The organism is Bacillus sp. PK3_68, assembly GCF_003600835.1.
Lineage (GTDB): Bacteria > Bacillota > Bacilli > Bacillales > Domibacillaceae > Pseudobacillus.
In genome coordinates this window covers 1,526,537-1,553,097 of the sequence record NZ_NQYC01000001.1, presented here as the reverse complement: position 1 = coordinate 1,553,097, position 26,561 = coordinate 1,526,537, and the positions used below count along the sequence as shown (strand labels likewise).

Here is a 26,561-nt window from a genome sequence, read left to right as displayed (position 1 = left end):
CTATCTGTTTTACCCAAACCAACCAACATAGAAATGACTAGACAACTAAATATAGATAAAAATGAATGGTTTTCATGTTTACGGTTTCTTAATTTCAATGAAGAGCATAGATTTTTACATACACCCATTTAAATTCAGTTTGAAAGAACTGGGGAAGAAAAAAACATTATTCTCATGGTTCTTTTGTTGGGCAAAACCGAGCATGATCAATTCACAAGTTTATTTAAATAACCCCGTCGAATAGTAAAAAAGCTTATAATGAACAGCAATAAAAATATACCTACACCGATCGCTGTCATTTGATAAAATGTCGGTGAAATATAGTTTCGCATGCCAAACATCCCTGCAAATAAAATAATAGCTGCCACTGTAAATGGAATAAAAATTAAAGCTGCTAATTCTTTTGTTACGACAGAAGCTAGTTCCTTAAAAGAAAGGCCAATTTTTCGAATGCCTTCATATTTTTTCTTTTCTCCTTCAAGTGACGTTTGTAAGTAGAAGTAAAGAATGCTCATTGCCGCACTCAAAAAGATCAGACTGAGCATAAAACCGATAAAAAACATGATGCTTTTCACAAACTTCTCCGCATCATATAACTCAATTTTAGAAGCCACCAAGCGAACATTGGGATCTGTAGGAACTTCTGATGAAATGGTTTCAGCAACATCGATCTTTTCTACCCAATCTTCCAGTTCATAGGCAAATACTTTATAGACTGGATAATCGATTGTTTCGTAAACCTTATCGGGTACGATATAATACACATTTTGTAAGCCCGTTGATAAAATATTTTGTTCTTCCAAACCTACATACTCAAGCTTTCCAAGCGGGTAATCATGAATAGCTTCTCGATTGGGCAGTACGCCTTCATGTCCAGCTGCAACGTAATACTCATTGTCACTTAGTGTGATCGCCTTATGCTGGCCAAGCGCATTGTAATTTGAAACGGACATAAAGGCAATCCGGCGATCTTCATCGGTTTTAAATGCCGAATAATAGACATCATACGTACCTGCTTTATCTAATGTCGCTTCAATAAACGCAATATCTTCTTGCTCAGCTCCTGACTTATTGGCAGGAAGTGAAGTATATTGGACACTATAAGGATATAGCACTTCTGTCTTTTCCTTCACATTATAATAGGAGCTATATAGAACGCTCGTACATACAAAAACACCTAATAGTAATACGGTTAATAAGTAAATGATATGTGCATGAGAACGCTCTTTAGCTTTTAAATTAGAAATAAAAAGCATATTTGTTTTTCGAAGGTACGCTGGCCGTCTCTGTAATAGGCGAATAATCAATAGTGTTCCTTGAGTAATAAGGAGATAAATGGATAATAGCAAACTGGCAAATAAGCTCATATACCAAATGGTTTCAAAAGACTTTATCCAATTCATTTCCTTTATAATTGAAAGGAATAAAAATCCACTCACCATAAGAGATAGCAACAGTTTCAATGGTGCCGGTGCAATTAGCTTTTCCTGTGTTATATCTGCTTTTAACAGCTGGACCATTTCTTCTTTGTTGATAAAGCGCGTCATCAATTTAGAAACAATAAAGAATAATATAGTAAATAAGACAACCGTTAATGCGATGGACTGTAATGGTACATACATACCAAAGCTATCCGCACGCAACACCCTTTTGGCTACCATTAAAAATAAGGGAGCAACGATAAGTCCAACTGCAATGGCTGTTACGATCGCTGCACCGGCAATGAGCATATTTTCTCTGAAAATCATTTTGCTGATTTGCTTCGTGGATGCACCGGTAATCATAAATACGCTAAGATTTTTTGTTTTCTTTTTCAAAAAAGCAAACAGCGAATAAATAATAAAGACAAATGAAAAAATATAAATAAAAAAGCTAGCGAGCATCATTGTCAGTCCAAGTGTACTCGTATGATCAATTTTCGTCATCATTGGATGAAAAGCTGTAGTTGAAAATAAGAAAAAGACCAAAATAGAGAATACACTGCTTAAAAAGTAGGAAATATATGTGGATTTATCACGTAAAATGTTTTGAACGACAATATGATTAAAACTCATGCTGACCACCGCCCAAAAACGTGAGTGTGTCCATAATTTCTTGATAAAACTGCTGCTTGTTTTCACCTCGGTGTATCTTATTATAAAGAATACCGTCTTTTATAAAGATGACACGCTGCGCAAAACTAGCGACATAGGCATCATGCGTCACCATCAAAATAGCTGTGTGAAACACATGGTTAATCGATTCAAACAATGTCATAACGCTATTTACCGATTTAGAGTCCAAGTTTCCAGTCGGCTCATCCGCTAACAATAAGCCGGGTTCATGAATAACTGCTCTTGCAATGGCCACACGTTGTTTCTGTCCACCTGAAATTTCAAATGTGCGTTTCTTTACTATCTCCTCAATACCTAAAAAGTCTACAATTCTTGCTAAGCGTTTTCTCATTTCTTTCTCATTTACAGAATCAAGTGTCAATGGCAATAAAATATTTTCTTCTACTGTTAACGTATGAACAAGGTTAAAATCCTGAAAAACAAAGCCTAATTCCTTGCGGCGAAACTTCGCTAGTTCATCATCATTTAATTCATATGGATTTTTTGAGCGGACTGTAATGAAGCCGCTTGTAGGACGATCGATGGTTGAAATGCAGTTAAGGAATGTTGTTTTCCCACTGCCGGATGGTCCCATTACCGCAACAAATTCCCTCTCCTTTAAATCAAAGTCAATGCCTTTTAAGGCTTTATATGTGATTTCCCCTGTATATTCCTTCTGAAGTTGTTTTACATGTAAAATAGTATCTGCCATTAGCTTTTCGCTCCCTTGCGTCTTTCTTTGCTTTTAGTATAGACAAACCTTTCTGTTCCCTAAAATCTCTGAACGTGACAGCAATATGACAAAAACGTCACATTCAAAATGGCTGCCTCATTTGGCAGCCGTTTCTACTCTTCCAGAAAAGTCAATGGCAAACGTTGTTTCATGATTAATAGAAGACAATGTGTATGGATGGCTTAAGGTAGATAAAATCTTCTTCACTAAGTAAAGCCCAATGCCGGTTGCTTCACCCTTAGTACGTCCTTTAGTGCCTGTATAAAATAATTCAAAAACGCGTTTGATTTCACTTTCAGGTATCGTTTCCCCTTTGTTTTTGATGTATAATTGTTCATTTTCATAAAGAATGATAACGGAAGACTGTTTCTCCCCATATTTAATTGCATTACTTAACAGCTGGTAAATAACGACTTTTAGCCATTTGCGATCTGAATAGATCACTATATTTTCTCCAATGGTACTTTTAGGATATATTTCTTTTTCAATAAAATAGTCTTTTAAATCATTAATAACTTCCTGTACAACACTCTTTAATGAAATTGATTCTATTTTTAGATCCGCCAATAGTTTTGTAGAGCGACTATACGTCAATAATTGATTTAAAGAAAAATTCAACTTGTTGCATTCCGTTTTAACTTTCTGCCACTCTAGTAGTACACTTGGCTCTTCAAACTGATTAGATTGTATAAGTAGCTGAATGACAGAGAGGGGGGTTTTCATTTGATGAACAGCATGAGAAATCATCAATTGCTGTTCTTGTAAGAAATCCCTGTAACTATCGTCTTTTGAAAGAAGAAAAGACTGAATTGATTGCAATTGAGCTGCATATGCTTTTTCAATTGGAGCAACTGGCTGATGAATGAGAAAGTCCCCTGTCTCCAGGCTCCTTCCTTTGACACTTGCATACATTTTCTTGCGGCGTATATAACGAAAGAAAAGGAAAATAACCAGCAGAGTGATGGCTAAAAATATAAAATAGGGATAATGATTTTCCATGCCATCTAGTCGATGGATGACAATTGGCAAGCTAATAAATGTAATGATATAAAGGATAATAAAGCTGAAATGGTCCCGTAAAAAGAGTTTCATACACTTTTCTCCGTTAATTGATAGCCAATTCCTCGGATTGTTATAATTTCTAATGAGGAATGAATCGCCTCTAATTTCTTTCGCAATCTTACGATATTAACCGTAAGTGTATTTTCCTCAACAAACGTCTCATCATCCCAAATAGCCGTAAGTAGCTGCTGTCTTGCCACTACATTCGGGCATGCTTCTAAAAGCAGGGCACATAGCTGGAGTTCCTTTACTGTCAATAACACCTCTTTTTCACGTGTAGACAATCGAACAGTATCCAGGTTTAAAGTTGTATTCCCTTTCTTTAAAATCCGGGTTTGTGAATCCTTTGCATACTCACCATATATACGGCGAATTTGTCCATTTATTTTTGCAAGTATTACGTTCATTAAAAAAGGTTTTGTAATAAAGTCATCTGCCCCATTTTCAATACCATACACTTGATCTAGTTCACTTATACGAGCAGAGAGAATCATGATGGGGCAATTTGATACCCGTCTTATTTTACGGGACCAATAATAGCCATCAAAAGCAGGGAGATTAATGTCCATTATGACAAGATGCGGCTGGAAATCCTGAAACAGCTCAAATACTTTTTCAAAATCTACTACAAGCCGGCATTGATAACCATACTTTTCAAGATGACTTTTCAATGTATGGGAGATATTTATTTCATCTTCAACAATTAATATTTTATACATCCAATCCTCCTGTTCCCTCGTTCACATTGGCGTGTTATTCTTTTCTATCGGCACAATGCTGTTATACGGTCCTAAAATAACTTCACATGAAATGATACTTTTCATCCAATTTACTGAGCAATGGTTGTAACACTAACTAATTCGAGCATCAAGACTCAAATGGAATGCCTTTTCTTTAAATGAGTTTTTAGTAAATCCATGAGTCCGGACAAAAATAAAGTGGGAGACCGCATTCTTCAAAAGTATACGTTAAGCTAATAGTATAAAGTTTGTTTTTAAAAAATCCACCTTTTAGAAGAGGAAAGTCTGATAAAAATGGAGGCTTATTCAACAGAAAACAATGCAAATTGACACCTTATTTGCTTTTAGATTCCCCATTTTAGCTGCGCTAGTCTCAGTTTAAAACAAATCATCTGTGAAGGTGATAAATTCGTTCGTTTTTCTACAAACCAAGAAAATAGTAGATCATCTTTCGAACTCTCTCTTTACATACGGTAGGGGGGTAATGTACAATGAAGGGAGAGGGGGAGGAATGTTAATGAATAGTGAATACGAAGAGCTTTTCGAAGCTGATCATGGTGATTTCAATCATTCTGAGCGAAAAAGCCATCATTCTGATAAGGTGAAAAAGAATTTAACGACCCGTTTAAACCGGATTGAAGGGCAAATCCGTGGTATTAAAGGTTTGATTGAAAAGGATACGTATTGTGATGACGTCATTACACAAATATCAGCTACACAGTCAGCGTTAAACAGTGTGGCGAAAATTCTTTTAGAAGGACACATGAAGAGTTGCGTTGTTGAAAGAATTCAGGAAGGCGATTTCGAAGTTCTTGACGAAGTATTAGTTACCGTACAAAAATTAATGAAAAAATAATAATGGAGGGAAATTTATGAATAATATCACATTAAAAGTAAGCGGAATGTCATGCGGCCATTGTGTGAAAGCGATTGAGGGGAGCGTTGGCGAATTGCCGGGAGTGGAGAGCGTAAAAGTAGCTCTAGAAAGTGGAAAAGTTGAAGTACAGTATGATTTAAACAGAGTGGACTTAGATAAAATTAAAGAGACGATTGATGATCAAGGATACGATGTTGAATAAAAAATGGATGTGCTAGCCACATCCATTTTTTTATTATGGAAAGGTACAAATGGTTTAGAGAGAAAAAGCAGTCAACCTGAAAAGACAGAAATCCAGAGAGGATAAATAGCCAAAACCACTTTTTGCGTACTGATCTAAAATTAACAGGACAGGTTAGTTTTAGATTAATAGCGCTGAAACGTATGATAATGGTAGTGCATCTCTTTCTTGTACCTACAATGCGGCCATACTATCTAATCAACCGTAAAAACATTATAATTAACAACAGAGCATATTTTATAAAAAGGCAGGAATACATAAGGATGAAGAACTTTAGATTTGGAATACGCCAGAAGATTATTACCGGCTATGTGGTTATCATTATCTGTTTGGTTATAGCGATTCTTGCTGTGAATAAACAGTTGGACACGATGCAGGAAGAAAGAAATTTTATCATTCAACGTGATTTTGTCGTAAGGGATCTGACGAATGAAATAGAAAAAGATCTGCTTAAGATGGCAACTGGACAGAGAGGTTTTATCATATCGGGAGGGGAAGAATATCTCCGGTTGTATAATGAAGCGCGTTCTCGATGGACGGAGAATTTCAATAAACTGGACAATCTTCTGTCAGATAATCCGGCGCAGCAAAAAGAGGTAGCTGAGATTAACGAGAACATCAAAGATTGGGTATCGGATGCCGGTGATAAATCCATTAAAATGAAACAGCAGAACGATACAACAAGCATTATGACATTTTTTAAAGAAGATACTGGAAGACAAAAAATTGAGCAAGTACAGCAGCAGTTTGATTCTTTCCGAGACAAGGAGAAAGAGCTGATTGACCAACGTGCTGATAAACTAAATAAACAGAATAAGTATCTAGATATTGGGCTGTACAGCTTGTTGGCTTTTGTTATTATTGTTTCTTTTATTCTGTCCATGATCATTTCAGGCTCTATTATTAAAACGATTAAAGCGGTAGTAAATACTATTCGTGCCATGTCTACGGGTGGAGATCTTAGCAGCCGTATTCAAGTGAAAACGAACGATGAAATTAGGGATCTGGGAAGTGCGACAAATGAGCTTTTGGATTCTTTAGAAGAACGGGATTGGCTGCAAAGAAGTGTGGCAGATGTTATGAGCAAGAATCAGGGGATTTCTTCATTAGAAAATCTCGCGGAGACATTTCTCTCGATAGCCGCACAGATTACAGGTTCATCGTTTGGGGCTTTTTATAGCAGAGAGCAACAAGAAAATGATGTTATTTTAGTAAAAAAGGCTGCATTTGCTGATTCAGCTGATGACGTAGGCCGAAGTAGTTTTGCTCTTGGCCAAGGCTTGATCGGTCAATGTGCACTAGAAAAACGGATACAAGTGATTAACAAAGTTGGCGAAGACTACCGGCTAATTTCCTCTGGACTGGGAGAAACAAAGCCAAGGAGTATTTTAATTGCTCCTATCGTATATGAGGAGGAAATTATCGCGGTGGTGGAGTTTGCAAGCCTTAACGAATATACTTCACTGCACGTTGCTTTTATAGAAAAAGTACTGGAAACATTCGGATTAACGGTTAATAGAGCGATTGACCGAATGGAAATTGCTCGATTGCTGTCCGAATCCCAGGCCATGACAGAAGAGTTACAGGCGCAATCAGAGGAATTGCAAACGCAGTCTGAAGAGTTGAAGATGCAATCGGAAGAACTGCAGATGATCAATGAGCAGTTGGAATCGCGCACACAAGAAGCTGAGCAAAAAACGAAAGATCTTGAAGTGGCAAAAAAAGACTTGGAAGAAAAAGCAAAGCAACTGACACTTGGCTCTAAATACAAATCAGAATTCCTTGCTAATATGTCTCATGAGCTGCGCACACCATTGAATAGCATTTTGATTTTGTCAGAAATGCTCGCCGAAAACAGCAGCGGTTCCCTTTCGGAGGAAGAATTAGAGTTTGCGGGAATTATTCATTCTTCTGGACAAGACTTGCTGAACTTAATCAATGATATTTTGGATTTATCAAAAGTGGAAGCTGGAAAACTGGACGTTGTGATCAATGAAGTAAATATGACGGAGCTTCCTGCGAGTCTTGAAAGGAATTTCACCCATATTGCTAACCAAAAGGGGCTTGATTTTAACATTAGCATGAGCCCAGATGTGCCGGCCATCTTTCAAACGGATGAAAAGCGTTTTCAGCAGATTATTAGAAATCTATTGTCTAACGCCTTTAAATTCACAGAAGAAGGTTCTGTCTCTGCAAATATTAAGAAGGTGGGGGCGGACGCCAACCAGACAAATGTAGATTATTGGCTTGAAATCGCCATAACGGATACAGGGATCGGCATTCCAAAAGAAAAGCATGCGCTCATCTTTGAAGCATTCCAGCAAGGTGAAGGGGCTACTATCCGAAAATATGGCGGCACCGGTTTAGGATTGTCGATCAGCAGTGAATTTGCCAAACTGTTAGGCGGCAATCTTCAGCTCTTTAGCGAAGAAGGAAAGGGAAGTACATTTGTTCTTCTCCTTCCTAATATTTCAGATGGAAACATACCTGCTGACTTATTCACAGAGGCATCGAGAGAAATTGCAGCCACAATTTCACCTCCAGATTCTATGGGGGAGGAGACCACTCCAGTTATAGGACTGCAAGAAAAGCCAAAGGCTCAGGACAATGTATTCTATGGCAAGACGGCATTGATCACAGATGATGATAACCGCAATATTTTTGCTCTAAAGACAGCGCTTGAACAAAAAGGAATGAATGTACTAGTGGCAAACAATGGGATTGAATGTTTGGATATTCTCAGTTCCAGCAAGAGCATTGATCTAATTTTAATGGATATTATGATGCCGGACATGGATGGATATGAAACGATGCAGCGAATTCGCCAGTCGAAAGAATACGATGATTTACCAATTATTGCTCTGACGGCTAAGGCGATGAAAAATGACCGCGAAAAATGTCTCGAGGCAGGGGCATCTGACTACATTAGCAAGCCGCTGAAGCTGGAGCAGCTATTTTCCGTTATGAATGTCTGGATGACAAGGTAAGTGAGGATAAGATTTTAAATGAACAGTATGTGGAATAACGAAGAAGAACAAGACTTTAGTTTTAAAGAAGCAATCGAGATGGATTTATTGCTGGAGGGACTTTACCGTGTATCTGGATTTGATTTTCGGAAATATATGCGGTCCTCCATTTACAGGCGCATTAAAAATCGCATGCAGCTTGAGAAGATCTCAACGATTTCTCAGATTACTGACAGAATGATTCATGATCCGTCCTTCGTGACAAAAATACTTAATGATTTTTCTATTAACGTAACCGAGATGTTTCGAAATCCGGAGTTTTTTAAAGTTTTCCGACAAACGGTCCTTCCCCAGTTACGGGATTATCCGGAAATACGAATTTGGCATGCAGGCTGTGCGACAGGTGAAGAAGTGTATTCAATGGCTATTTTAATAGAAGAAGAAGGGCTTGGGCATAAGACGAAGCTTTACGCCACAGATATGAATGAAGAGGTGCTAAAGAAGGCTCGTAAAGGGCTCATCCCACTCAGTAAAATGAAGACATACACGAAGAATTATATGCTTGCAGGAGGAGCGCGAGCTTTTTCTGAGTATTATACAGCTGATGGGCATTTTGCTTATTTAAATCCTTCGATTTTAAATAAAATCAGCTTTGCCCAGCATAATCTTGTCACGGACCAGTCCTTTAATGAATTTCATGTCATCTTATGCCGAAATGTACTGATCTATTTTACAGTTGATCTGCAAAATCAAGTACACCAACTATTCTTTGACAGTCTTTGCCCGAAGGGATTTCTTGGTTTGGGGGATAAAGAGTCCCTTCAATTTGCAAGTTGCGCAGAAAAATATAAAAGTTTTGCTGAACATGTAAAAATTTATCAAAAAAATTAAAAGCAGAATAAAAAGGAGAATCATTCTCCTTTTTATTCTGCTTTTCACTTTCTTATTTAGCATGAATCATCATGATACACATATCATCGCCTTGTCCAGCATGCTGCTCTTCCGGGATGACAAGATGGATGGGAGAGCGTACATTGCTCCATTTTTGAGAGGCAATATATTTTAACTTGTTCAGCATAGACTGTTCGTCATTGCGATTCACTTCTATTACGCCGTCGGTAAAGAGCAGAAGCTGAATGTTGTCTTCATAACTGATGACTGACTTTTTGACTTCCATTTGATCAAAAAATCCCACGGCACAGCTGCTTCTTTCAATTGTGCATAATGAAGCATTATCAACGAGAACGTACCCTTCTGGGTGACCTGCATTCACATATTCAACGATTTTTCTTTCGGTATCAACCAAAAGATAAATGCCGGTAAAATAGTAATTGTAATCAATTTTCGGATGATGCAGAAGTGCCATATAGCGGTTTAATTCTTTAATGACCAGTTCAGGATCAGACAGTTCTTTAATAATATCTCTCAAGACGGAAGAGATAAACATGCAGACAAGAGAGGAAGAAATGCCATGTCCCATCATGTCTAAAAGAATAACGCCGTATCTGTGATCCTCAAATTTGTGCCAATAATACATATCACCAGCAAGTTTGAAGGAGGGAAGGTGTGAGACATTAATTGTGATATTGTCTGTCTCTAAAGGAGGATTCAAGAGTCCTTTCTGAACTTGCATGGCCAGATCAAGTTCATTTTGAATCTTTTGTTCTTGTTCTGCATGCCAGTCTTTTTCATATTTCAAGCGAAGTGCCACTCTTATTCTCGCCAGCAGCTCAACTTTATTGATCGGCTTTGTAATATAATCCATTCCACCTGCGTCCAGCGCATCGGCAAGTTTATTGGAGTCTTCAAGAGCTGTAATAAAAATAACCGGGATATCTTTAAGGCAGTCATCCTGCTGAAGGCGGCGGCAAGCTTCTATACCATCAATCTCTGGCATCATGATATCAAGCAGGATAAGGTCAATAGAGACTTTGTTGGCGTGTTGCTCATTTTTCTCAATATAATTGAATAGCTGCTGAGCGGATGATAGAGAAACACAGTTCTCATATCCTGCGTTTTTTAATATTTTCTCGATTACAAATAAATTGACTTTGTTGTCATCAACAATTAGAATGGACATTCAAAATTCTTCCCCTTATTTACTATTTATTGTGCGGTACACGCAATGAGTTTTTCTATACAATTAGTATACAAATAAAGAGGAGAGACGTATATTTTTAGGAATCAATGATAGCTAAATTGGTAACAGTTTTGATAGATGATTAAAAGGGGGGATCATAGCTTTACACTGGTCAAAAAGTAATTGGGGGAAGCTAATCTAAATAAAAGCTGGCGACATTTATTTTAGGTTAAAGAAGGAGTTTAGAGAGGTCTTTCAAAAACAGTTAGTACTTCTTTAAAATCAAATTGTTGGCAAAGAGCTGTTGAGTGATTACCAGAAAAAATACTTAATTGAACTTTCTGGTAATGGTCTTGTTTCAATCGTGTTAAGGCTTCATGTGTAAGCTTTTTGGCTATCGCGGATTTTCTATAGTCGGGAAAAACATAAATATCGAGAAGATACCCAATTTCTTCAAGAGAATAAGGGTCAATAGTTGTTCCGACTAAGATCCATCCTAGCAATTTATTTTCTTTCTCAGCCACCAAATAGTAAGCCCCGTTTTGAAGAGCAGGTTCAAACATCTCAGTTACGATATTATGATGACCGGGTTTAAGATATCCCATTGAACTTTCTTCGATTACCTTTTGCGAAAAAGCAAAAATAAAATCTGTCTCTTTCCTATTTGATTTTCTAATAATCATTTATGAGCCTCCATCATACAGGGGAAATTAGAAAGGAAATGACGCAAGTTTACTTGATTATAATATGGATACTTACTTGTTTTTGCTACAAACAAAAGACTTCGTCTCTAGCGCTGGACCCATATAGCATTTGAAATAAAAAGCAAGGAAACTGCCCCCGACAAAAGAGAAAAAGTCAATTCTTTATTCTAAGAGAAGAGTCGATTGGTGAGGTTCTAAGGTAAAATAAAAACCCCAGAAATATTGGTATACCAATATTTCTAGGGTTTTGCCTATTGCTATTTGATAAGCAATAGAATTAACGAGAGTAGAACTCTACGATAAGAGCTTCGTTGATTTCAGCTGGAAGCTCAGAACGCTCTGGAAGGCGAGTAAATGTACCTTCTAGCTTATCTGCATCAAATGTTAAATAATCTGGTACGAAGTTATTTACTTCAACAGCTTCTTTAACGATAGCAAGGTTTCTGGATTTTTCACGAACAGAAATTGTTTGACCAGGTTTTACTTGGTAAGATGGAATGTCAACGCGCTTTCCATCAACAAGGATATGACCATGGTTAACAAGCTGACGTGCTTGGCGACGAGTACGAGCTAAGCCAAGACGGTAAACAAGGTTGTCTAGGCGGCCTTCAAGAAGGATCATGAAGTTTTCGCCGTAAACGCCTTTCATTTTACCAGCTTTTACGAATAAGTTTTTGAATTGGCGCTCATTTACACCGTACATATGACGAAGCTTTTGCTTCTCTTGTAATTGAAGTCCGTATTCAGACAATTTTTTACGTTGGTTTGGACCGTGTTGTCCAGGTGCGTAAGGGCGTTTTTCTAATTCTTTACCAGTTCCGCTTAGAGAGATTCCAAGACGGCGGGAAAGTTTCCAGCTTGGGCCAGTATAGCGAGCCATAATATAGCTCCTCCTTTAATGGTTTTATTTTGTTGTAAAATAAAAACCGGTGAGACAGCAATTAGGTCATTTTGTTTTCATGCACCATCGCCCCAGCAGCAGAGGGTTACGCGATGCACCATTTGCATTTAAAGGCAAAGGAACAAAATGAGCACATAAAGGTGTTCACATAGGCTGCGATATTTTACACAAATGTTAGTATATAATTGACAGGCCCTTCTGTCAAGGTAAGATTGCAATATATGAAAAAATAATAAATTTAGTAAGTCTTTAGGCTCATTTCATGTGGTATAATTATCCTATTGATGAGTAGGTCAGCTCTTCTTTAGATGTTTAAATTTGTAAAAGTGAATAATGTTCCAATAGTGGTATAAAAAGGAAGAACAGCTGTTTTGTCCAATTTGAATGGCAGGTGATTACTACATGAATCAGCGTTATGAAAGCAAGTGGGCGATAAGCTGGAAAGCATTGCTATATGACTTGATGGCCGGCTTCCGGGGTGCTTTATTCGATGTAGAACAACTTCAGAAGGAATGGCTTCGCCTCGTCAGCAGACAGTTTCGCACGTCTCAACTGTACTTGTTTAATGCAAGTAGCCAAGAGAAGTTAGACTGGACTAGAGAACAAAAGGAGGCGTTGAGCCAGGCTTTTACACAGCCATACCTTTTTTGTAAGGAAGAAATAGACGGATGGCCGCTACCTGCTGCCTACAATGTAGGATTTCGACTAACAGGTTTTTGTAAAGAAAAAAACACTTATTTATTCTTGCGGGCGGATAAGGAGGTAATGGCCGTCCTTACAGAAGAGGATTTGTTGTTTTTTACGGAAGAAAGCAGCCGCTTAATTGAATGGGCGAACTATGTCCATGTGATGGAAGGAAGAGTCAATAGATATAAAGAGTTGTTTAATGTAACAGGAAGATTGCATTCCTCTACAGACATTGAATTTGTGCTGAAAGAAATCATTACCACCTTACAGAAGATTTTCCCGCTATGTTCCTATCATTTCCTTATGGCAATGGAGGGATCCTATACCGGCCTGCCAGTAACTCACTTTAATTTTGATGAAGTAAGTGAAGCGGGGATGGCCTCATATACAAATGGAACAATCCAAGTTGATGATATTTCGAAGATTCTCTATGCTCCTTTAATTGGCAAACAGGGAGTATATGGTGTACTGAAAGTGAATTTTTCCGAAGAAAAAAATATCCCTGAGACAAAAAAAGAATTTATCCGTATGCTCGCTAACGCAGGAGGAGGCGCCATTGAGAAAGTAATGCTATATGATCAATCGCGACAGCTTAATTCAGATTTGCAGTTAATTAATGATGCATCCCACGAATTAAACTCCAGCTTGCGCTTTTCCGATGTCACTAATTTTTTACACTCTCAAATCATTCGTTCCTTTAACGCTTGTGCCGTTGGCTTTATTTTTTTTAATGGAAAAGAAACAGAAACATTGCCGGGCAGCAGTTCTTTTTTTTACGAGATGGAAGGAAAAGAACTCATTCATTTTACTGCTGAGAAGCTGATAAAAGATAAAGAAGCTTTTTTTATTGGTGAATTGGCGAATAAGCTAGAAAGGGACTGCTTGACTTTCCATGCGATGATGGCTGTTCCTATGGAACAGGGGAATGAGCTGAGAGGATTTTGTATCGTATTAAAAAAAGAGCCATATAGCTTTACGTTTGAAATGTATAAGCTTTTGCAGTCACTGATCCATCATTCTACACTTGCCTTAGCCAATGCCATGCTCAGAGAAAAATTAGAAGAAATGGTTATTACTGACCATCTAACACATTTATATTCAAGAAACTATTTAGATCAATTGCTTCAAAAGTCCGTTGAGAAAGATGAGAAGGGTGTCTTTTTGTTAATGGATATTGATAATTTTAAAAAGGTTAATGACACATACGGGCATCAAACTGGAGATGAGATACTCATTCAAGTTGCTCAAATTTTGAAAACGGCTATTCGGCAAGAAGACGTAGCTGCCCGTTGGGGAGGAGAGGAGCTGGCTGTCTATTTGCCCAATTGCTCTTTAGAGGAAGGGACGATGACAGCTAAAAGAATCATAAGTGAAGTAGCAGAAAATACTAAGCCTGCAGTCACTATTTCCTGTGGATTATCCTGTTGGTCAAAGGCGAATCCTCCCTCCAAAAAACAATTATTTAATTATGCCGATACGGCCTTATATAAAGCGAAGGAAGCTGGAAAGAACAGAGTGGCTATCGGCTATTGCTGTTTATAGAAAAAAGAGCTGGTTATCCAGCTCTTTTTACGCTATGACTGTCAATTTAAAAAAGCTTCTTATTTGGCAGTACAGACATCACAAGTATTCGACTAAAGCAGTCGCAAAAGCTTCAAGCATTTCTTCGTCTGTTTCATCAAAACGGTTTGTTTCCGGGCTATCAATATCAAGTACGCCAATCAAACGCCCGTCTTTTAGCAAGGGGACAACAATTTCAGATTGAGAGGCAGCATCGCATGCAATATGGCCTGGAAAGGAATGAACATCTGCAATTCTTTGCGTTTTTCTTTCACTGGCCGCTGTCCCGCATACACCTTTGCCAAATGGAATGCGCACACATGCTGGAAGACCCTGAAAAGGACCGAGTATAAGCTCTTCCCCTTCAGCTAAATAAAAGCCGACCCAATTTATGCGGTCGAGAAACTGGTTTAATAAGGCGGAAGCATTGCTTAAATTAGCGACTTGATTGCTTTCTCCTGCGAGCAGCGCTCGCAATTGTTTAATAACGAGTTGATAGTTTTCTGTTTTTTTCCCTGTATAACTAGTTGTTTGAAACATGATGGATGGCTCCTTTATCAAACGTATTTTATGGACGAGGAACGGCTTGCTCTTGCAGAGGGAACATTTCTTTGTAGCCTTGTCCGATATCCTTAGATTGATGAGCATCTGACCCGTATACAAGCGGGATGCCCATTTCCCGGGCTTTTTGGGCAACTTCTAACGGTGGATAAGATTCCAGGCAGAACGGTTTCATCAGACCAGCGCCGTTAAAGTCAATTTCATAGCCATTGGCTTTTATCGTTGTTAAGAGGTTTTCTATTTCAGCGCTGAAGTCTGCTTCGCACGGGAAGCGGTGTTGAAATTTATGCACGAGCGTCAAATGGCCAATTCGCTTCGGTTTGAATGGGCCGAGATCCTCTTCAACAGAGCGCTGTACAGTTTCAAAATACTTTCTATATAGAACAGTAGTCGATCCAAAGATTTTTATCATTTCTCCAAATAAATCCACGCTATAATCAAGACAGTACCAGTTAGATTGCTCTTTTAAAAAGTGAACAGACAAAACAGAGTCATCAAGAAGTGGACCATACTCATTCAAAAAAATGGACGTTTCTTTTTCGAAGCCCTCAATATAATCAACTTCCAGTCCGATTTGGATAGCTACATCGGTTGCATACTCTTGTTTTACTTGCTGCAAAGCAGAAAAGTAGGCATCTAAATCGCTTCGTTTCATTCCGCTGTCCTTTGTAGGCGTACTATCTACAAAGCCGAAGGGCAAGGGAGCGTGTTCAGTGAAAGTGAGCTGGGAAAAACCTTGGTTAATTGCTTCCTCAATGTAGCTGTTCAGCGAATCCTTCGTTCCGTGAGGACAAAAAGGTGTGTGAATGTGTCCGTCTCTTTTCATAGAACAACCTCCTGAAAAATAATCCTATTTATAGTGTAACAAAAATTTTAATCAGGAGCTTAAAAAAAAACGAGTTTTGTCGTCAAAAAATGCTACATCCTGTGGTATCATTAGTAATAATTGAGTGAAATTTATATCTTACCACATAGATGAAACGATTACTTTTGCTGGCAGAAGAACAGGGGGCTTACGATGAAATTCATCATTGCTGCGATTTTAATAGCAGCCATTTTAGTGATTATCGCCTATTTTAATAGAAAAAAAATATACAAAGAAATTAATATGTTAGAAAAAAGGAAAACGGAAATTATGAATCGGCCAGTCACTGACGAATTGGCTAAAGTGAAGCGCCTTAACATGACGGGTCAGACGGAAGAACTTTTCGACCGTTGGCGGCAAACATGGGACGAGGTGCTTGCTGTCGATTTAGCCGACGTTGAAGAAAAGTTATTTGAATCAGAAGAACGATTGGATCAATTCAGATTTGGCAAAGCAAAAGAGATCAATGAAACCATCGTCAGCAGGCTAGAAGAGGCTGAACAGAAAGTGGAAGGCATCCTGACCGAGCTGGATGAATTAATTGGCAGTGAGGAGAATAACCGTGAAGAGAGTGAAGAACTGAAAGAAAAGCGCCGGTCGGCAAGAAAGCAGCTGCTTGCTCATCGCCACACATTTGGCAAAGCTGCATCCGTGCTTGAAATTCAGCTTGATGCTCTATCCTCGGAGTTTGATAAATTTGAAGAGCTGACTAATGAAGGAAACTATCTGGCAGCTAGGGAGATCATTTTAAAGCTGACTCATGATATGGATACCATTTTACATAAGATGGAAGTTATTCCGGTGTTGATGGCTGAAACAACGAATTTGTTGCCGGCACAGTTAAATGAAATTGAATCTGGCTACAAAGAAATGAAGCAAAAGGGCTATTTGCTTGACCATTTGCAGATTGAAAAAGAAGTTGCCAGCTTGCGTCAGCAGCTTTCTCTTTATAAAGATTTTATTATTAAAACGGAGACGAACGAAGTAGAAGTGGGAATTCAAGATGTAAAAGAAAACATAGAATTCTTTTATGAGCTGCTTGAGAAAGAAGTCGACGCCAAGCACTTTCTTGTGAAAAATGAGAAGGCAACGAGGGAGCAGTTAGACAATGTGCGGACTGCCAATGAAGAGTTGCAGGCGGAGACGGAACATGTGCGACAAAGCTATCAGCTAGCAAAAGATGAATGGGTCGTCCCTCAAAAGCTGGAAGAAGATATTTTTCGCCTTGTAAAGCGGTACGATTTATTAGAAGCCAGAATTACCGAACAGAATACGGCCTATTCTTTTTTACATGAAGAATTACAAGAACTGCAATCTCAACTTGAAGAGCTGCAAAAAGAACAAGCGAGTTTTAGCCGCTTCTTAAAAACATTGCGCAAGGATGAGATGGCTGCCCGTGAAAGTCTGGCGGAGCTCCGCAAGAAGATCAATGAAATCTTTCGTATGGTCAATAAAAGCAACATGCCAGGCGTACCGGGGTTTTATCAGTCGTTAACAGAAGAAACAACAGAGCGTATTGGCGAGGTTGTACAGGCATTAAATGAAAAGCCATTAAATATGAAAGCCGTTCAGGAAAAACTAAGTGAGGCGGTTTCCTCTGTAAGCAACCTCGAGCGTAAAACAGAGGAAGTGATCGAGCAAGCCGAGCTTGCTGAGCGTATTATCCAATACGGAAACAGATATAAGCGTTCCCATCCGGCTATCAGTGATCAGCTTTACGAGGCAGAACGTGCTTTTCGCAATTATGACTATCGCTCTGCTCTTGAAGAAGCGGCTACAGCGATCGATAAAGTTGATCCAAAAGGGTTGAAACAGCTTGAGGATATGATGAATAAAAAATAAACAGAAGCGGTGCCGGCAGATTGGCCTTCAATTTAGCCGGGATCGCTTTTGTTATGTTTACAGCTATGTATATGGGAAGTTTTCTTCAACACATAGCTATGTTATGATAAATAGTTGAACAAACTGAAATGAAGCAGGTGCGATCATGATTTATTTTGATAATAGCGCAACGACAAAACCATACAAAGAAGCTTTGGCAACTTTTATAAAGACAAACGAGCAATTTTTTGGTAATCCCTCCTCTCTTCATCAGCTAGGCATGCAGGCGGATCGCCTGATGACGGAAGCTCGTAAGCAAATTGCTTCATTGATAGGCGGAAAGCCAGAAGAGGTAGTCTTTACTTCTGGGGGAACGGAGGCAAATAATTTAGCATTAAAAGGAGCGGTTCTTGCGAACAGGCAACGGGGAGATCATATCGTTACCCAGCAAACTGAACACCCTTCAGTGTTGAATGCGTGCCGGCAGCTTGAAGAGCTTGGATTTCGAGTAACCTACTTGCCGGTTGATGAATCGGGAAAAGTTTCTGTGCAAGAGCTGAAAGAAGCAATGACAGATGAAACGATTGTTGTTTCTATTATGCATGTTAATAATGAAACAGGGGCGATTCAGCCAATAGCGGAAATCAGCCAGCTGTTGAAAGGGTACCCGAAAGCTTTATTTCACGTGGACGATGTACAAGGCCGCGGGAAAGTAGAATTAGATCTTGACGGGATCGATCTTTGTTCTTTATCTGCGCACAAGTTTCACGGGTTAAAAGGAAGTGGTGTGCTGTACAAGAAAGAAGGAGTCAAGCTTTCTGCACTCTTATCCGGTGGCGATCAGGAAAGAGGCTGGCGGAGCGGCACAGAAAATACAGGCGGGGTTGCTGCCATGGCTAAGGCGCTGCGTCTGACAGAGGAAAAACGAGTGAAAAGCGTCCAAGAAATGAGGGGCATTCAGCAATTTTTGCGTACGGAACTGGAAAGGATCAGCGGGGTAACCATCCATACACCGAAAACAGGCTGTGCTCCCCATATTTTAAACTTTTCAATTGCTGGAATGAAAGGGGAAGTACTCATTCATGCTCTTGAAGAACAAGGTTGTTATTTATCTACAACGAGCGCCTGTTCCTCTAGACAGAAAAAAACGAGTACCGTATTAACAGCGATGGGACTGCCGGCAGCCGTAGCTGATAGCAGTGTCCGACTGAGCCTATCTTATAAGAATACAAAAGAAGAAGCGCAGACATTTATCCGGGTGTTAAAAGAAATCATTCCTAAACTAACGAAAGTCCAGAGGTGACAACGATGAATTACGACCGCGTATTAATTCGATACGGTGAGCTTTCTACGAAAGGACGTAATCGTAAACAATTCATAACTAAATTAAAAAGAAATATTTTGTTGGCTTTAAAAGAATTTGCGGGAATAAAGATTGAATTAAGTCATGATCGGATGTTTATCCATTTAAATGACGTACCGTTCGAAGCGATAAGGGATCGGCTAAGTCACGTGTTTGGCATCCAATCATTCAGCCCTGTGGTCCGTACAGCCCAGGATATCGAAGAGATGAAAGTAGCTGCTCTTGAACTCGTTAAACGAAATTTTAGTGCAGGAAAAACATTTAAAGTATCTGCCCGCCGTTCCGATAAGCAATTTGAGTTGGATACGAATGAAATTAATTACGCTATTGGCAGCCACGTACTCAGGAACATCGAAGACTTAACTGTGGATGTTAAACACCCTGATATTAATCTGCTTGTAGAGGTTCGCAAGGGAGGCGTCTTTTTATCATGTGAGAAGTATCCAGGGGCTGCTGGACTGCCGTCAGGGGCAAGCGGAAGAGCAATGCTTTTGCTTTCTGGAGGAATTGATAGCCCTGTAGCTGGCTATTTCATGTTAAAGAGAGGGGTAGAAATCGAAGCTATTCATTTTCACAGCCCGCCATATACGAGTGAGCGAGCAAAGCAGAAGGTGATTGATTTAGCTGAGAGGCTGACTGCATTTGGAGCGGAAATCAAGCTTCATATCGTTCCTTTTACCGCCATTCAGCAAAAAATTCAAGAGCAAGTGCCCGAGAATTATACGATGACCTCAACAAGACGCATGATGCTAGCCATTGCCGACAAAATTCGTCAGAAACGTGGTGGACTGGCCATTGCAACCGGTGAAAGTCTCGGACAAGTGGCAAGTCAGACGCTTGAGAGCATGAGAGCCATTAATGATGTAACATCTACACCGGTACTACGTCCGCTCATTGCAATGGACAAGCTTGATATTATCGATATAGCCAGAAAAATAGGCACTCATGACATTTCGATTTTGCCTTATGAAGATTGCTGCACAATTTTTACACCACCATCTCCAAAAACACGGCCAAAGCTTGAAAAAGTACAGCATTTCGAGAGCTTCGTTAACTTTGAAGAGATGATTGATCAAGCGATAGAAGAAATGGAAACAATTCAGCTTCCTCAAGAAAAAACAGCCAGTGAGTTTTTGGATTTGCTGTAATCATAAAAACCTTACATTCATTAAGTCTGATGAATGTAAGGTTTTTTGATTGGTTTTCTTGCTAGTTATTCCTTTTTAAAGTGTTTTTCGCATCTGTTTTTAAAATCCGGTTGTTTTCACATTAGAAAATCAACGAATTTCTTTATTTATCTTGTAAGATAAACATCAATAGGTGAATGGACATAGAATTATAAAACAAGTGTTTGTTTCATAAATAACAATAAACACCTGTCCTTTTAAAGTAAGGGTAACCGTGTTCAGAAAAGAGATAGATTAAAGCTTAAGAATTTTTAAGGATTTTTGTTCCTTTTTCTTCAGGTTTGAATTTTAAAGTAGGATTACAAATCTAAACCAATGAACTGATTACAAATGTTTCTCACGATTTAAGGACACCTTTAACATCTATTATCGGATATTTAGATTTACTGAAAAAAGAACAATACGTGAGTAAAGCGCAATTTCAAGAATACGTTGAAACTATTTATTCAAAATCGCAAAGACTAAAGCACCTAATTGATGAACTGTTTGAGTATACTCATTTATCAAGTCCAGATGTTACGTTAAACCTTAATGAAGTAGACTTGTCAGGTTTGTTGGAACAAGTAGTTGGAGAATACATGCCTATTTTTGAAAAGGAACAATTAAGTGTTCAAAAATCAATTACAGAAGAAAATATCCCTATTTTAATGGATATAGAAAAGATGGTTCGTGTTTATGATAATCTTTTTATGAATGCGATAAAATACAGTAGAAAACCATCTGAATTATTAATAAGCCTGGAACTTAAAGCAGACAAAGCGATCTTGAAAGTATCAAACAAAGTGGAGAATCTCCCTGTTAACGAGGCAAATAAATTGTTTGAACGGTTTTTCAGGGGCGATAAGGCAAGAAAGGATAATCAAGGCACGGGACTTGGACTTGCTATCTCAAAGAGGATTGTTGAACTTCATCATGGTATTATTCGTGCGGAATATAGAGAAGGTTGGTTGAGCTTTATTGTTGAACAACCTGTACGTATGTAATGGCTTATGGGATCGAATGTTCCATAGGCTTTTTTAAAAGCTGTTGTCTGCGCAAAACAAGTATTAAAAAGAGAAAAGTAAAGATAAAAGTAACAGATCGCTATGTTAAAATATTTTAAAGTTTTCCATTATTCTGTATAATGGAGACATATTATTAAGGGGGTAGAATAATGAAAAGAGAAGACTTGCTTGCACCTGAAAAATATAACATCGTCATGGAAGTAGAAAAATTTGCAAAAGACCCCGATCGACTGGCGCTAAAGTGGGAGAATGAAGCCGGGGAAAAAAAGGAAATTACATATGCTCAATTAATAAAAAATGTAAATAAGATTGGAAACGCTTTCCTTGCGAGCGGATTAAAAAAGGGTGATCCGATTCTTATTATGGTGCCGCGTTTAATTGAAGCATACGAGGTGTTTCTTGCCGCCTTAAAAACAGGCCTGATTATTATCCCAAGTGCAGAATTGCTGCGTACTAAAGATTTAAATTATCGTATCGAGCATGCTGGTGTACGAGGGGTTGTCTGCTACGCGCCATTTACCGAGCAATTTAAACAAGTAGAAAAGATAAAAGAATTAACTGCCTTTTCATTCGGAGGAAAGGTAGAAGGATGGATAAACCTTGAGGAAAAGATGGCCGAAGCTTCCAATGAGTTGGAAATCGTTGACACATCGAAAGACGACATTGCCTTTCTTCCTTACACATCAGGTACAACCGGCAATCCTAAAGGTGTCGTTCATACGCATGCATGGGGGTATGCGCATCTTAAAACAGCAGCGCCAAACTGGCTCGGTATCAAAGAGGGAGATACTGTTTGGGCCACTGCAGGCCCAGGTTGGCAAAAGTGGACATGGAGCCCGTTTATGTCCGTTCTTGGTTCAGGAGCTACAGGATTTGTATACAATGGAAAATTCGAACCGAAAAAATATCTGGAGCTGCTTGAGCAAAATAAAATCAATGTATTGTGCTGTACACCAACCGAATACCGACTCATGGTGAAAGTAGATAACTTGGCAGACTATGATTTATCAAGCCTTCATAGTGCTGTGTCCGCTGGTGAACCGTTAAACCGCGAAGTCATTGACACGTTCCGAAAATATTTTAACGTTGACGTGCGAGATGGGTATGGCCAGACAGAGAGTACACTTGTAATTGGTGTATTAAAAGGAATGGAAGTCAAACCTGGATCCATGGGAAAACCAACGCCGGGCAACCGTGTAGAGATTATTAACGATGAAGGAGAGCCTGTAGGGGCAGGGGTCGTAGGAGATATTGCTGTTCACATCGATACACCGGCTCTATTTAAACAATATTATAAAGATCCAGAAAGAACGGCTATGCAATTTAGGGGAGATTACTACTTAACTGGTGATAAAGCTAAAAAAGATGGGGACGGCTACTATTGGTTTGAAGGGCGCGGAGATGACATTATTATCAGTTCAGGCTATACGATCGGACCATTTGAAGTAGAGGACGCGCTCGTTAAGCATCCGGATGTTAAAGAGTGTGCCGTTGTTGCCAGTCCGGATGAAATTCGTGGCCACATCGTTAAAGCATTTGTTGTCTTGCAAGAAGGGGTGGATGCAAAAGATCCTCAATTGGTGGAAAAGCTGCAAAACCATGTCAAGGAATTAACCGCTCCGTATAAGTATCCTAGAAAGATAGAATTCGTTGAAGACTTGCCTAAAACTACTTCCGGAAAAATTCGCCGCATTGAATTGCGTCAGGCCGAACAGCAAGTGAAAAGTTAATTTCAGAAAAATTAAACATACTGCCGTGAAATAAAAGCGTCTGTTTCTAAAGAATTCGAAAAGCACCTCGCTCATCAATGCATGAATGAGCGAGAGCTAGATCATATAAGAGTACCCCTTAAGTCGGATCATCGCTATAGATCCGGCTTATTTCTTTGCTTGAATGATGGGTGATTGAATCATTTTCCATTTTTATTGTTCAGTACCTTGCATTGATCAGTACTATCGGATATGATATAGCTATCGACTAGTGAATAATATTTAATAGCTGTTATTAATTTATAGGAGGTGAAATCCTTGAACGTACAATTTAAAAAAGGTGTTTTAGAATTGTGTGTTTTGATTTTAATCAAATCAAAGGACCAGTACGGATATGAATTAGCACAAAGTATTTCCGGGAAAATTGAAGTGGCTGAAGGAACACTTTACCCATTATTGAGACGATTAACAAAGGAGGACCTCTTAACAACTTATCTTTTAGAGTCAACAGAGGGGCCGCCAAGAAAATATTATTCAATTACAGCAAAAGGAATCGATTATATGAATAGTTTAATTCAAGAATGGCAGCAATTTTCAAATGCAGTGAATCAGTTCATTGAGGAGGGGATGAAAAATGAAAAGGAATGAATTCATGAAAAAACTGGAGGCCTATCTTGCGAAGGTTCCTCAACATGATCGAAAAGATATGCTTTATGATTTTGACGAGCATTTTACAGTGGGAATAGAAAATGGAAAAACAGAAGAAGAAGTCGTAGAGGAACTCGGAGATCCTCATCTCATTGCCAAGGATTTAATTGCGGATTATCAGATGATAAGGGCAGAAAAAGGACCATCTGTTCCTAATACATCCCGTATGGTCTTCGCAACGATAGGTTTAAGCTTTTTTAACCTAGTATTTCTGCTAGGACCAGTCATTGGGCTGATTGGAGTATATTTTAGCCTATGTGTAACGGCATTTTCATTCACAGTCTCTCCATTGTTGGCTGTGCTTTGGGGAATTTTCACGGGTTTTGAGGACTTTATGATTCAGTTTTTTATGTCCGTTACTTTATGCGGCATTGGAATTTTACTAAGTATAGCTATCATTCATATCGGGAAATTTTCTTACAAAATCATGCTGCGATATGCAAAATTTAATATAAAAGTGATGAAAGGAGGGAAAATATCATGAAAAAACTGGTTATTGTTGCATTTGCACTAATTATCATAGGACTGGTCGGCACAGCCTCTTCACTTTACTTTTCAGATATACACTTGCTTGAACCTGTTAAATGGAAGGAAGAGCAAACGGTTGAAGCCAGTTCAATAGACAAAATCGATATCGATTCGGCTGCTGTTGATACTATAATTGAAAAAGGAAATAGTGATCGTGTGAAAGTTGAATTAATTGGAAAAGAAAGCAGGAAAAGAGACGGAGAATATGATCTAGTCATTGATGAGGATCGTGATACATTGAAAGTTAAGGTGAAGCATCATATCAAGTGGGGAATTACCTTCTATAGCCATGTTCAATTGCATGTAAAACTACCAGAAAAAATGTATAAATCCATTGCCTTAAAGACTACATCGGGTGATATTACGTTGGAAGACGGTCAGGCAAACAAGGCGACATTCCAATCCAATTCGGGAGACCTAATCATTAAAGAGACTGTTTTAAAGGAAGAATTGAACGCTGAAACAACCAGCGGAGATATTGAGGGCGAAAACAATCATGCATACAACCTGTCACTCAAAAGTGGCAGTGGAGATATTTCAATAGATCATACGAAAGTTGAAAAACAGGTAAAGATACAAGGGGAAAGCGGAGCTATTATAGCCAATCAATTAGACGCAGAAAAATCTGATCTGTCGGTTAAATCAGGAGATATTAACCTTAAGGATATAAGTGGAAAAGTTTTAGCGAAAGCACAGTCTGGAGACATCGAGATTCGTCCTAATGAGCAAGCAGGCAACGTGAATTTAGAAACATCGAGTGGTACTGTCCTTGTAGATACAAGTCAAAATTTGTTGCCGTTTTCCATTGATTTTAAAGCCGGATCCGGGGAGGCCAGCATTCGTGCATCTAATGTGACTTACACAACGAAGGAAGAGCATCGAGTGATCGGGAAAATTGCCAATGGAAAACTGCAGCTTATCGTACGAACCAAATCAGGAGACTTCCAGCTAAAATAGGAAACGAGGGGAAACAGCAATGCAGTATTGCTGTTTTTCTTATGTTCAACGGCTTTTACCGTTCGGTCTTTGTTGTGTCTCATCTATAAACCTGCAGACGAATTGCTGCAGGCTATCTTAGAAAACTTACCTAGTTTGGCCTTTGGATAAGTTACTTTTGTTTAGCCCGGTTCTTTCTTAGCTGTTCTATTGATTTTTAAAAGGAAAGGAGTATAATGAAATTTATTTCGGGAGTAGAAGGAAATAGGTGATCACATGAATGAGCAGACAAAAAAAGGGGCTCTATACATATTTTTATCTTACTTACTATGGGGACTATTCCCAATATATTGGAAGATGTTGGAGCATGTAACCGCTCATGAGATTCTTGCTAATCGTGTACTCTGGTCGTTTGTTTCAATGGTGCTGCTGCTCGTGTTTACTAGAAAACTAAGAGACTTAAAAGCTACGCTCCAAACAATGAAAGAGAAGCCAAAGCAGGCAGCGGCTCTTGTCATTGCTTCTTTTCTTGTGAGCAGCAACTGGTTTTTGTTTATTTGGGCGATCAATGCTGAACGTGTGATAGAGACAAGTCTAGGTTATTACATTAACCCGCTCATGAGTGTGCTGCTCGGAGTTTTTGTTCTAAAAGAGTCTTTGTCTAAAGCACAGGTATTTTCTGTTGCTTTGGCAGCCATTGGTGTAGCGATTATTACGATATCCTATGGTCAACTGCCATGGGTATCCCTGGGGCTCGCTGTAACTTTCGCTTTATATGGATTAATGAAGAAAACCATTCAAGTGGAGGCAGCTGTCGGTTTAACGCTTGAGACTTTTTCGGTTACGCCAATTGCAGTTGCCTTTCTTGTTTATTGGTGGTCCAAAGGAGAGCTATTGTTATTTTCTGGCTCATTTTCTACCGATGTACTGCTAATGCTTGGTGGAGCCGTGACAGCACTTCCATTGCTGATGTTTGCAGCGGGCGCACCGAAAATTCCGTTGTCAATGATTGGCATTTTGCAATACATCACACCAACTATGACGCTGTTGCTTGGTGTGTTTGTTTATCAGGAGCCATTTTCTGTTATCCAGTTTGTTTCTTTTTCATTTATTTGGCTAGCGCTGGTTGTGTTTACACTTTCTCAGACAAAATGGTATCAAAAAAGACATTTAATAACGAGAAAACAAGAAAAAGGAAGCGCCTAATAGACGATAGTCCATTAGGCGCTTCTTTT

At 38.9% G+C, this 26,561-nt stretch carries 22 protein-coding genes and 1 pseudogene; 14 read left to right on the top strand and 9 right to left on the bottom strand.

Annotated elements, in window-relative coordinates; all coding sequences use genetic code 11:
• Nucleotides 1-206 precede the first annotated feature (206 nt).
• The 4 genes from CJ483_RS08045 to CJ483_RS08030 all read right to left on the bottom strand — a co-directional run bounded on the left by CJ483_RS08045 (nucleotide 207) and on the right by CJ483_RS08030 (nucleotide 4,607).
• The gene (locus CJ483_RS08045; RefSeq protein WP_120033850.1) at nucleotides 207-2,054 is read right to left on the bottom strand and encodes an FtsX-like permease family protein; all 1,848 of its coding nucleotides are present in this window, start codon (nucleotides 2,052-2,054) and stop codon (nucleotides 207-209) included.
• A complete protein-coding gene (locus CJ483_RS08040) occupies nucleotides 2,044-2,805 on the bottom strand; it encodes an ABC transporter ATP-binding protein (RefSeq protein ID WP_120033848.1) in 762 nt (253 codons plus the stop codon). The genes CJ483_RS08045 and CJ483_RS08040 overlap by 11 nt, the downstream gene beginning before the upstream one ends.
• Before the next feature lie 117 nt (nucleotides 2,806-2,922).
• Complete coding sequence (locus CJ483_RS08035) at nucleotides 2,923-3,918, bottom strand: sensor histidine kinase (RefSeq protein ID WP_120033846.1); 996 nt, start codon at nucleotides 3,916-3,918, stop codon at nucleotides 2,923-2,925.
• Complete coding sequence (locus CJ483_RS08030; protein ID WP_120033844.1) at nucleotides 3,915-4,607, bottom strand: response regulator transcription factor; 693 nt, start codon at nucleotides 4,605-4,607, stop codon at nucleotides 3,915-3,917. The genes CJ483_RS08035 and CJ483_RS08030 overlap by 4 nt, the downstream gene beginning before the upstream one ends.
• A 538-nt stretch (nucleotides 4,608-5,145) precedes the next feature.
• Between CJ483_RS08030 and CJ483_RS08025 the strand changes: the two genes are divergently transcribed.
• From CJ483_RS08025 to CJ483_RS08010, 4 genes are all read left to right on the top strand, one after another.
• Nucleotides 5,146-5,484, top strand: a complete 339-nt coding sequence (locus tag CJ483_RS08025) for a metal-sensitive transcriptional regulator (protein ID WP_120037860.1) — start codon at nucleotides 5,146-5,148, stop codon at nucleotides 5,482-5,484.
• A gap of 16 nt (nucleotides 5,485-5,500) precedes the next feature.
• Complete coding sequence (gene copZ, locus CJ483_RS08020; protein WP_120033842.1) at nucleotides 5,501-5,707, top strand: copper chaperone CopZ; 207 nt, start codon at nucleotides 5,501-5,503, stop codon at nucleotides 5,705-5,707.
• Between the two features lie 302 nt (nucleotides 5,708-6,009).
• The gene (locus CJ483_RS08015; RefSeq protein WP_120033840.1) at nucleotides 6,010-8,733 is read left to right on the top strand and encodes a response regulator; all 2,724 of its coding nucleotides are present in this window, start codon (nucleotides 6,010-6,012) and stop codon (nucleotides 8,731-8,733) included.
• Between the two features lie 18 nt (nucleotides 8,734-8,751).
• Entirely contained in the window at nucleotides 8,752-9,603 is an 852-nt protein-coding gene (locus CJ483_RS08010; RefSeq protein ID WP_120033838.1) for a CheR family methyltransferase, read from the top strand.
• A 52-nt stretch (nucleotides 9,604-9,655) separates the two neighbouring features.
• On the opposite strand, the gene CJ483_RS08005 is transcribed toward CJ483_RS08010, so the two are convergent.
• From CJ483_RS08005 to rpsD, 3 genes are all read right to left on the bottom strand, one after another.
• Nucleotides 9,656-10,792, bottom strand: a complete 1,137-nt coding sequence (locus CJ483_RS08005) for a SpoIIE family protein phosphatase (protein ID WP_120033836.1) — start codon at nucleotides 10,790-10,792, stop codon at nucleotides 9,656-9,658.
• Between the two features lie 242 nt (nucleotides 10,793-11,034).
• Entirely contained in the window at nucleotides 11,035-11,475 is a 441-nt protein-coding gene (locus tag CJ483_RS08000) for a GNAT family N-acetyltransferase (protein ID WP_120033834.1), read from the bottom strand.
• A 298-nt stretch (nucleotides 11,476-11,773) separates the two neighbouring features.
• Nucleotides 11,774-12,376 (bottom strand): 30S ribosomal protein S4, encoded by a 603-nt coding sequence (gene rpsD, locus CJ483_RS07995; protein WP_120033832.1) that lies wholly within the window; start codon nucleotides 12,374-12,376, stop codon nucleotides 11,774-11,776.
• A gap of 423 nt (nucleotides 12,377-12,799) precedes the next feature.
• Between rpsD and CJ483_RS07990 the strand changes: the two genes are divergently transcribed.
• A complete protein-coding gene (locus CJ483_RS07990; protein WP_182916995.1) occupies nucleotides 12,800-14,626 on the top strand; it encodes a sensor domain-containing diguanylate cyclase in 1,827 nt (608 codons plus the stop codon).
• Between the two features lie 78 nt (nucleotides 14,627-14,704).
• Here CJ483_RS07990 and CJ483_RS07985 read toward each other — a convergent pair whose 3' ends face one another.
• Nucleotides 14,705-15,184: a GAF domain-containing protein gene (locus CJ483_RS07985; RefSeq protein WP_120033828.1), complete on the bottom strand. Its 480-nt coding sequence runs from the start codon at nucleotides 15,182-15,184 to the stop codon at nucleotides 14,705-14,707.
• Between the two features lie 28 nt (nucleotides 15,185-15,212).
• Nucleotides 15,213-16,031 carry a histidinol-phosphatase HisJ gene (gene hisJ, locus CJ483_RS07980; RefSeq protein WP_120033826.1) on the bottom strand — a complete coding sequence of 273 codons (819 nt, stop codon included), beginning with the start codon at nucleotides 16,029-16,031 and terminating at the stop codon, nucleotides 15,213-15,215.
• A gap of 192 nt (nucleotides 16,032-16,223) precedes the next feature.
• On the opposite strand from hisJ, the gene ezrA reads away from it, so the two are divergent.
• From ezrA to rarD, 9 genes and pseudogenes are all read left to right on the top strand, one after another.
• Nucleotides 16,224-17,912, top strand: coding sequence for a septation ring formation regulator EzrA (gene ezrA / locus CJ483_RS07975; RefSeq protein WP_120033824.1), 1,689 nt, complete (start codon nucleotides 16,224-16,226; stop codon nucleotides 17,910-17,912).
• Between the two features lie 145 nt (nucleotides 17,913-18,057).
• Nucleotides 18,058-19,194 carry a cysteine desulfurase family protein gene (locus tag CJ483_RS07970; protein WP_120033822.1) on the top strand — a complete coding sequence of 379 codons (1,137 nt, stop codon included), beginning with the start codon at nucleotides 18,058-18,060 and terminating at the stop codon, nucleotides 19,192-19,194.
• A 5-nt stretch (nucleotides 19,195-19,199) separates the two neighbouring features.
• Entirely contained in the window at nucleotides 19,200-20,402 is a 1,203-nt protein-coding gene (thiI, locus tag CJ483_RS07965; RefSeq protein ID WP_120033820.1) for a tRNA uracil 4-sulfurtransferase ThiI, read from the top strand.
• A gap of 353 nt (nucleotides 20,403-20,755) precedes the next feature.
• A pseudogene (locus tag CJ483_RS07960) lies at nucleotides 20,756-21,424 on the top strand (sensor histidine kinase); the annotation flags it as partial.
• Between the two features lie 170 nt (nucleotides 21,425-21,594).
• Nucleotides 21,595-23,175 carry an acyl-CoA synthetase MbcS gene (mbcS, locus tag CJ483_RS07955; RefSeq protein ID WP_120033815.1) on the top strand — a complete coding sequence of 527 codons (1,581 nt, stop codon included), beginning with the start codon at nucleotides 21,595-21,597 and terminating at the stop codon, nucleotides 23,173-23,175.
• 297 nt (nucleotides 23,176-23,472) lie between these two features.
• Nucleotides 23,473-23,802, top strand: a complete 330-nt coding sequence (locus CJ483_RS07950) for a PadR family transcriptional regulator (RefSeq protein WP_120033813.1) — start codon at nucleotides 23,473-23,475, stop codon at nucleotides 23,800-23,802.
• Nucleotides 23,789-24,346, top strand: a complete 558-nt coding sequence (locus tag CJ483_RS07945; protein WP_120033811.1) for a DUF1700 domain-containing protein — start codon at nucleotides 23,789-23,791, stop codon at nucleotides 24,344-24,346. The genes CJ483_RS07950 and CJ483_RS07945 overlap by 14 nt, the downstream gene beginning before the upstream one ends.
• Nucleotides 24,343-25,347 carry a DUF4097 family beta strand repeat-containing protein gene (locus CJ483_RS07940; RefSeq protein WP_120033809.1) on the top strand — a complete coding sequence of 335 codons (1,005 nt, stop codon included), beginning with the start codon at nucleotides 24,343-24,345 and terminating at the stop codon, nucleotides 25,345-25,347. The genes CJ483_RS07945 and CJ483_RS07940 overlap by 4 nt, the downstream gene beginning before the upstream one ends.
• 255 nt (nucleotides 25,348-25,602) lie before the next feature.
• Nucleotides 25,603-26,532 (top strand): EamA family transporter RarD, encoded by a 930-nt coding sequence (gene rarD / locus CJ483_RS07935; RefSeq protein ID WP_120033807.1) that lies wholly within the window; start codon nucleotides 25,603-25,605, stop codon nucleotides 26,530-26,532.
• Nucleotides 26,533-26,561: the final 29 nt, after the last annotated feature.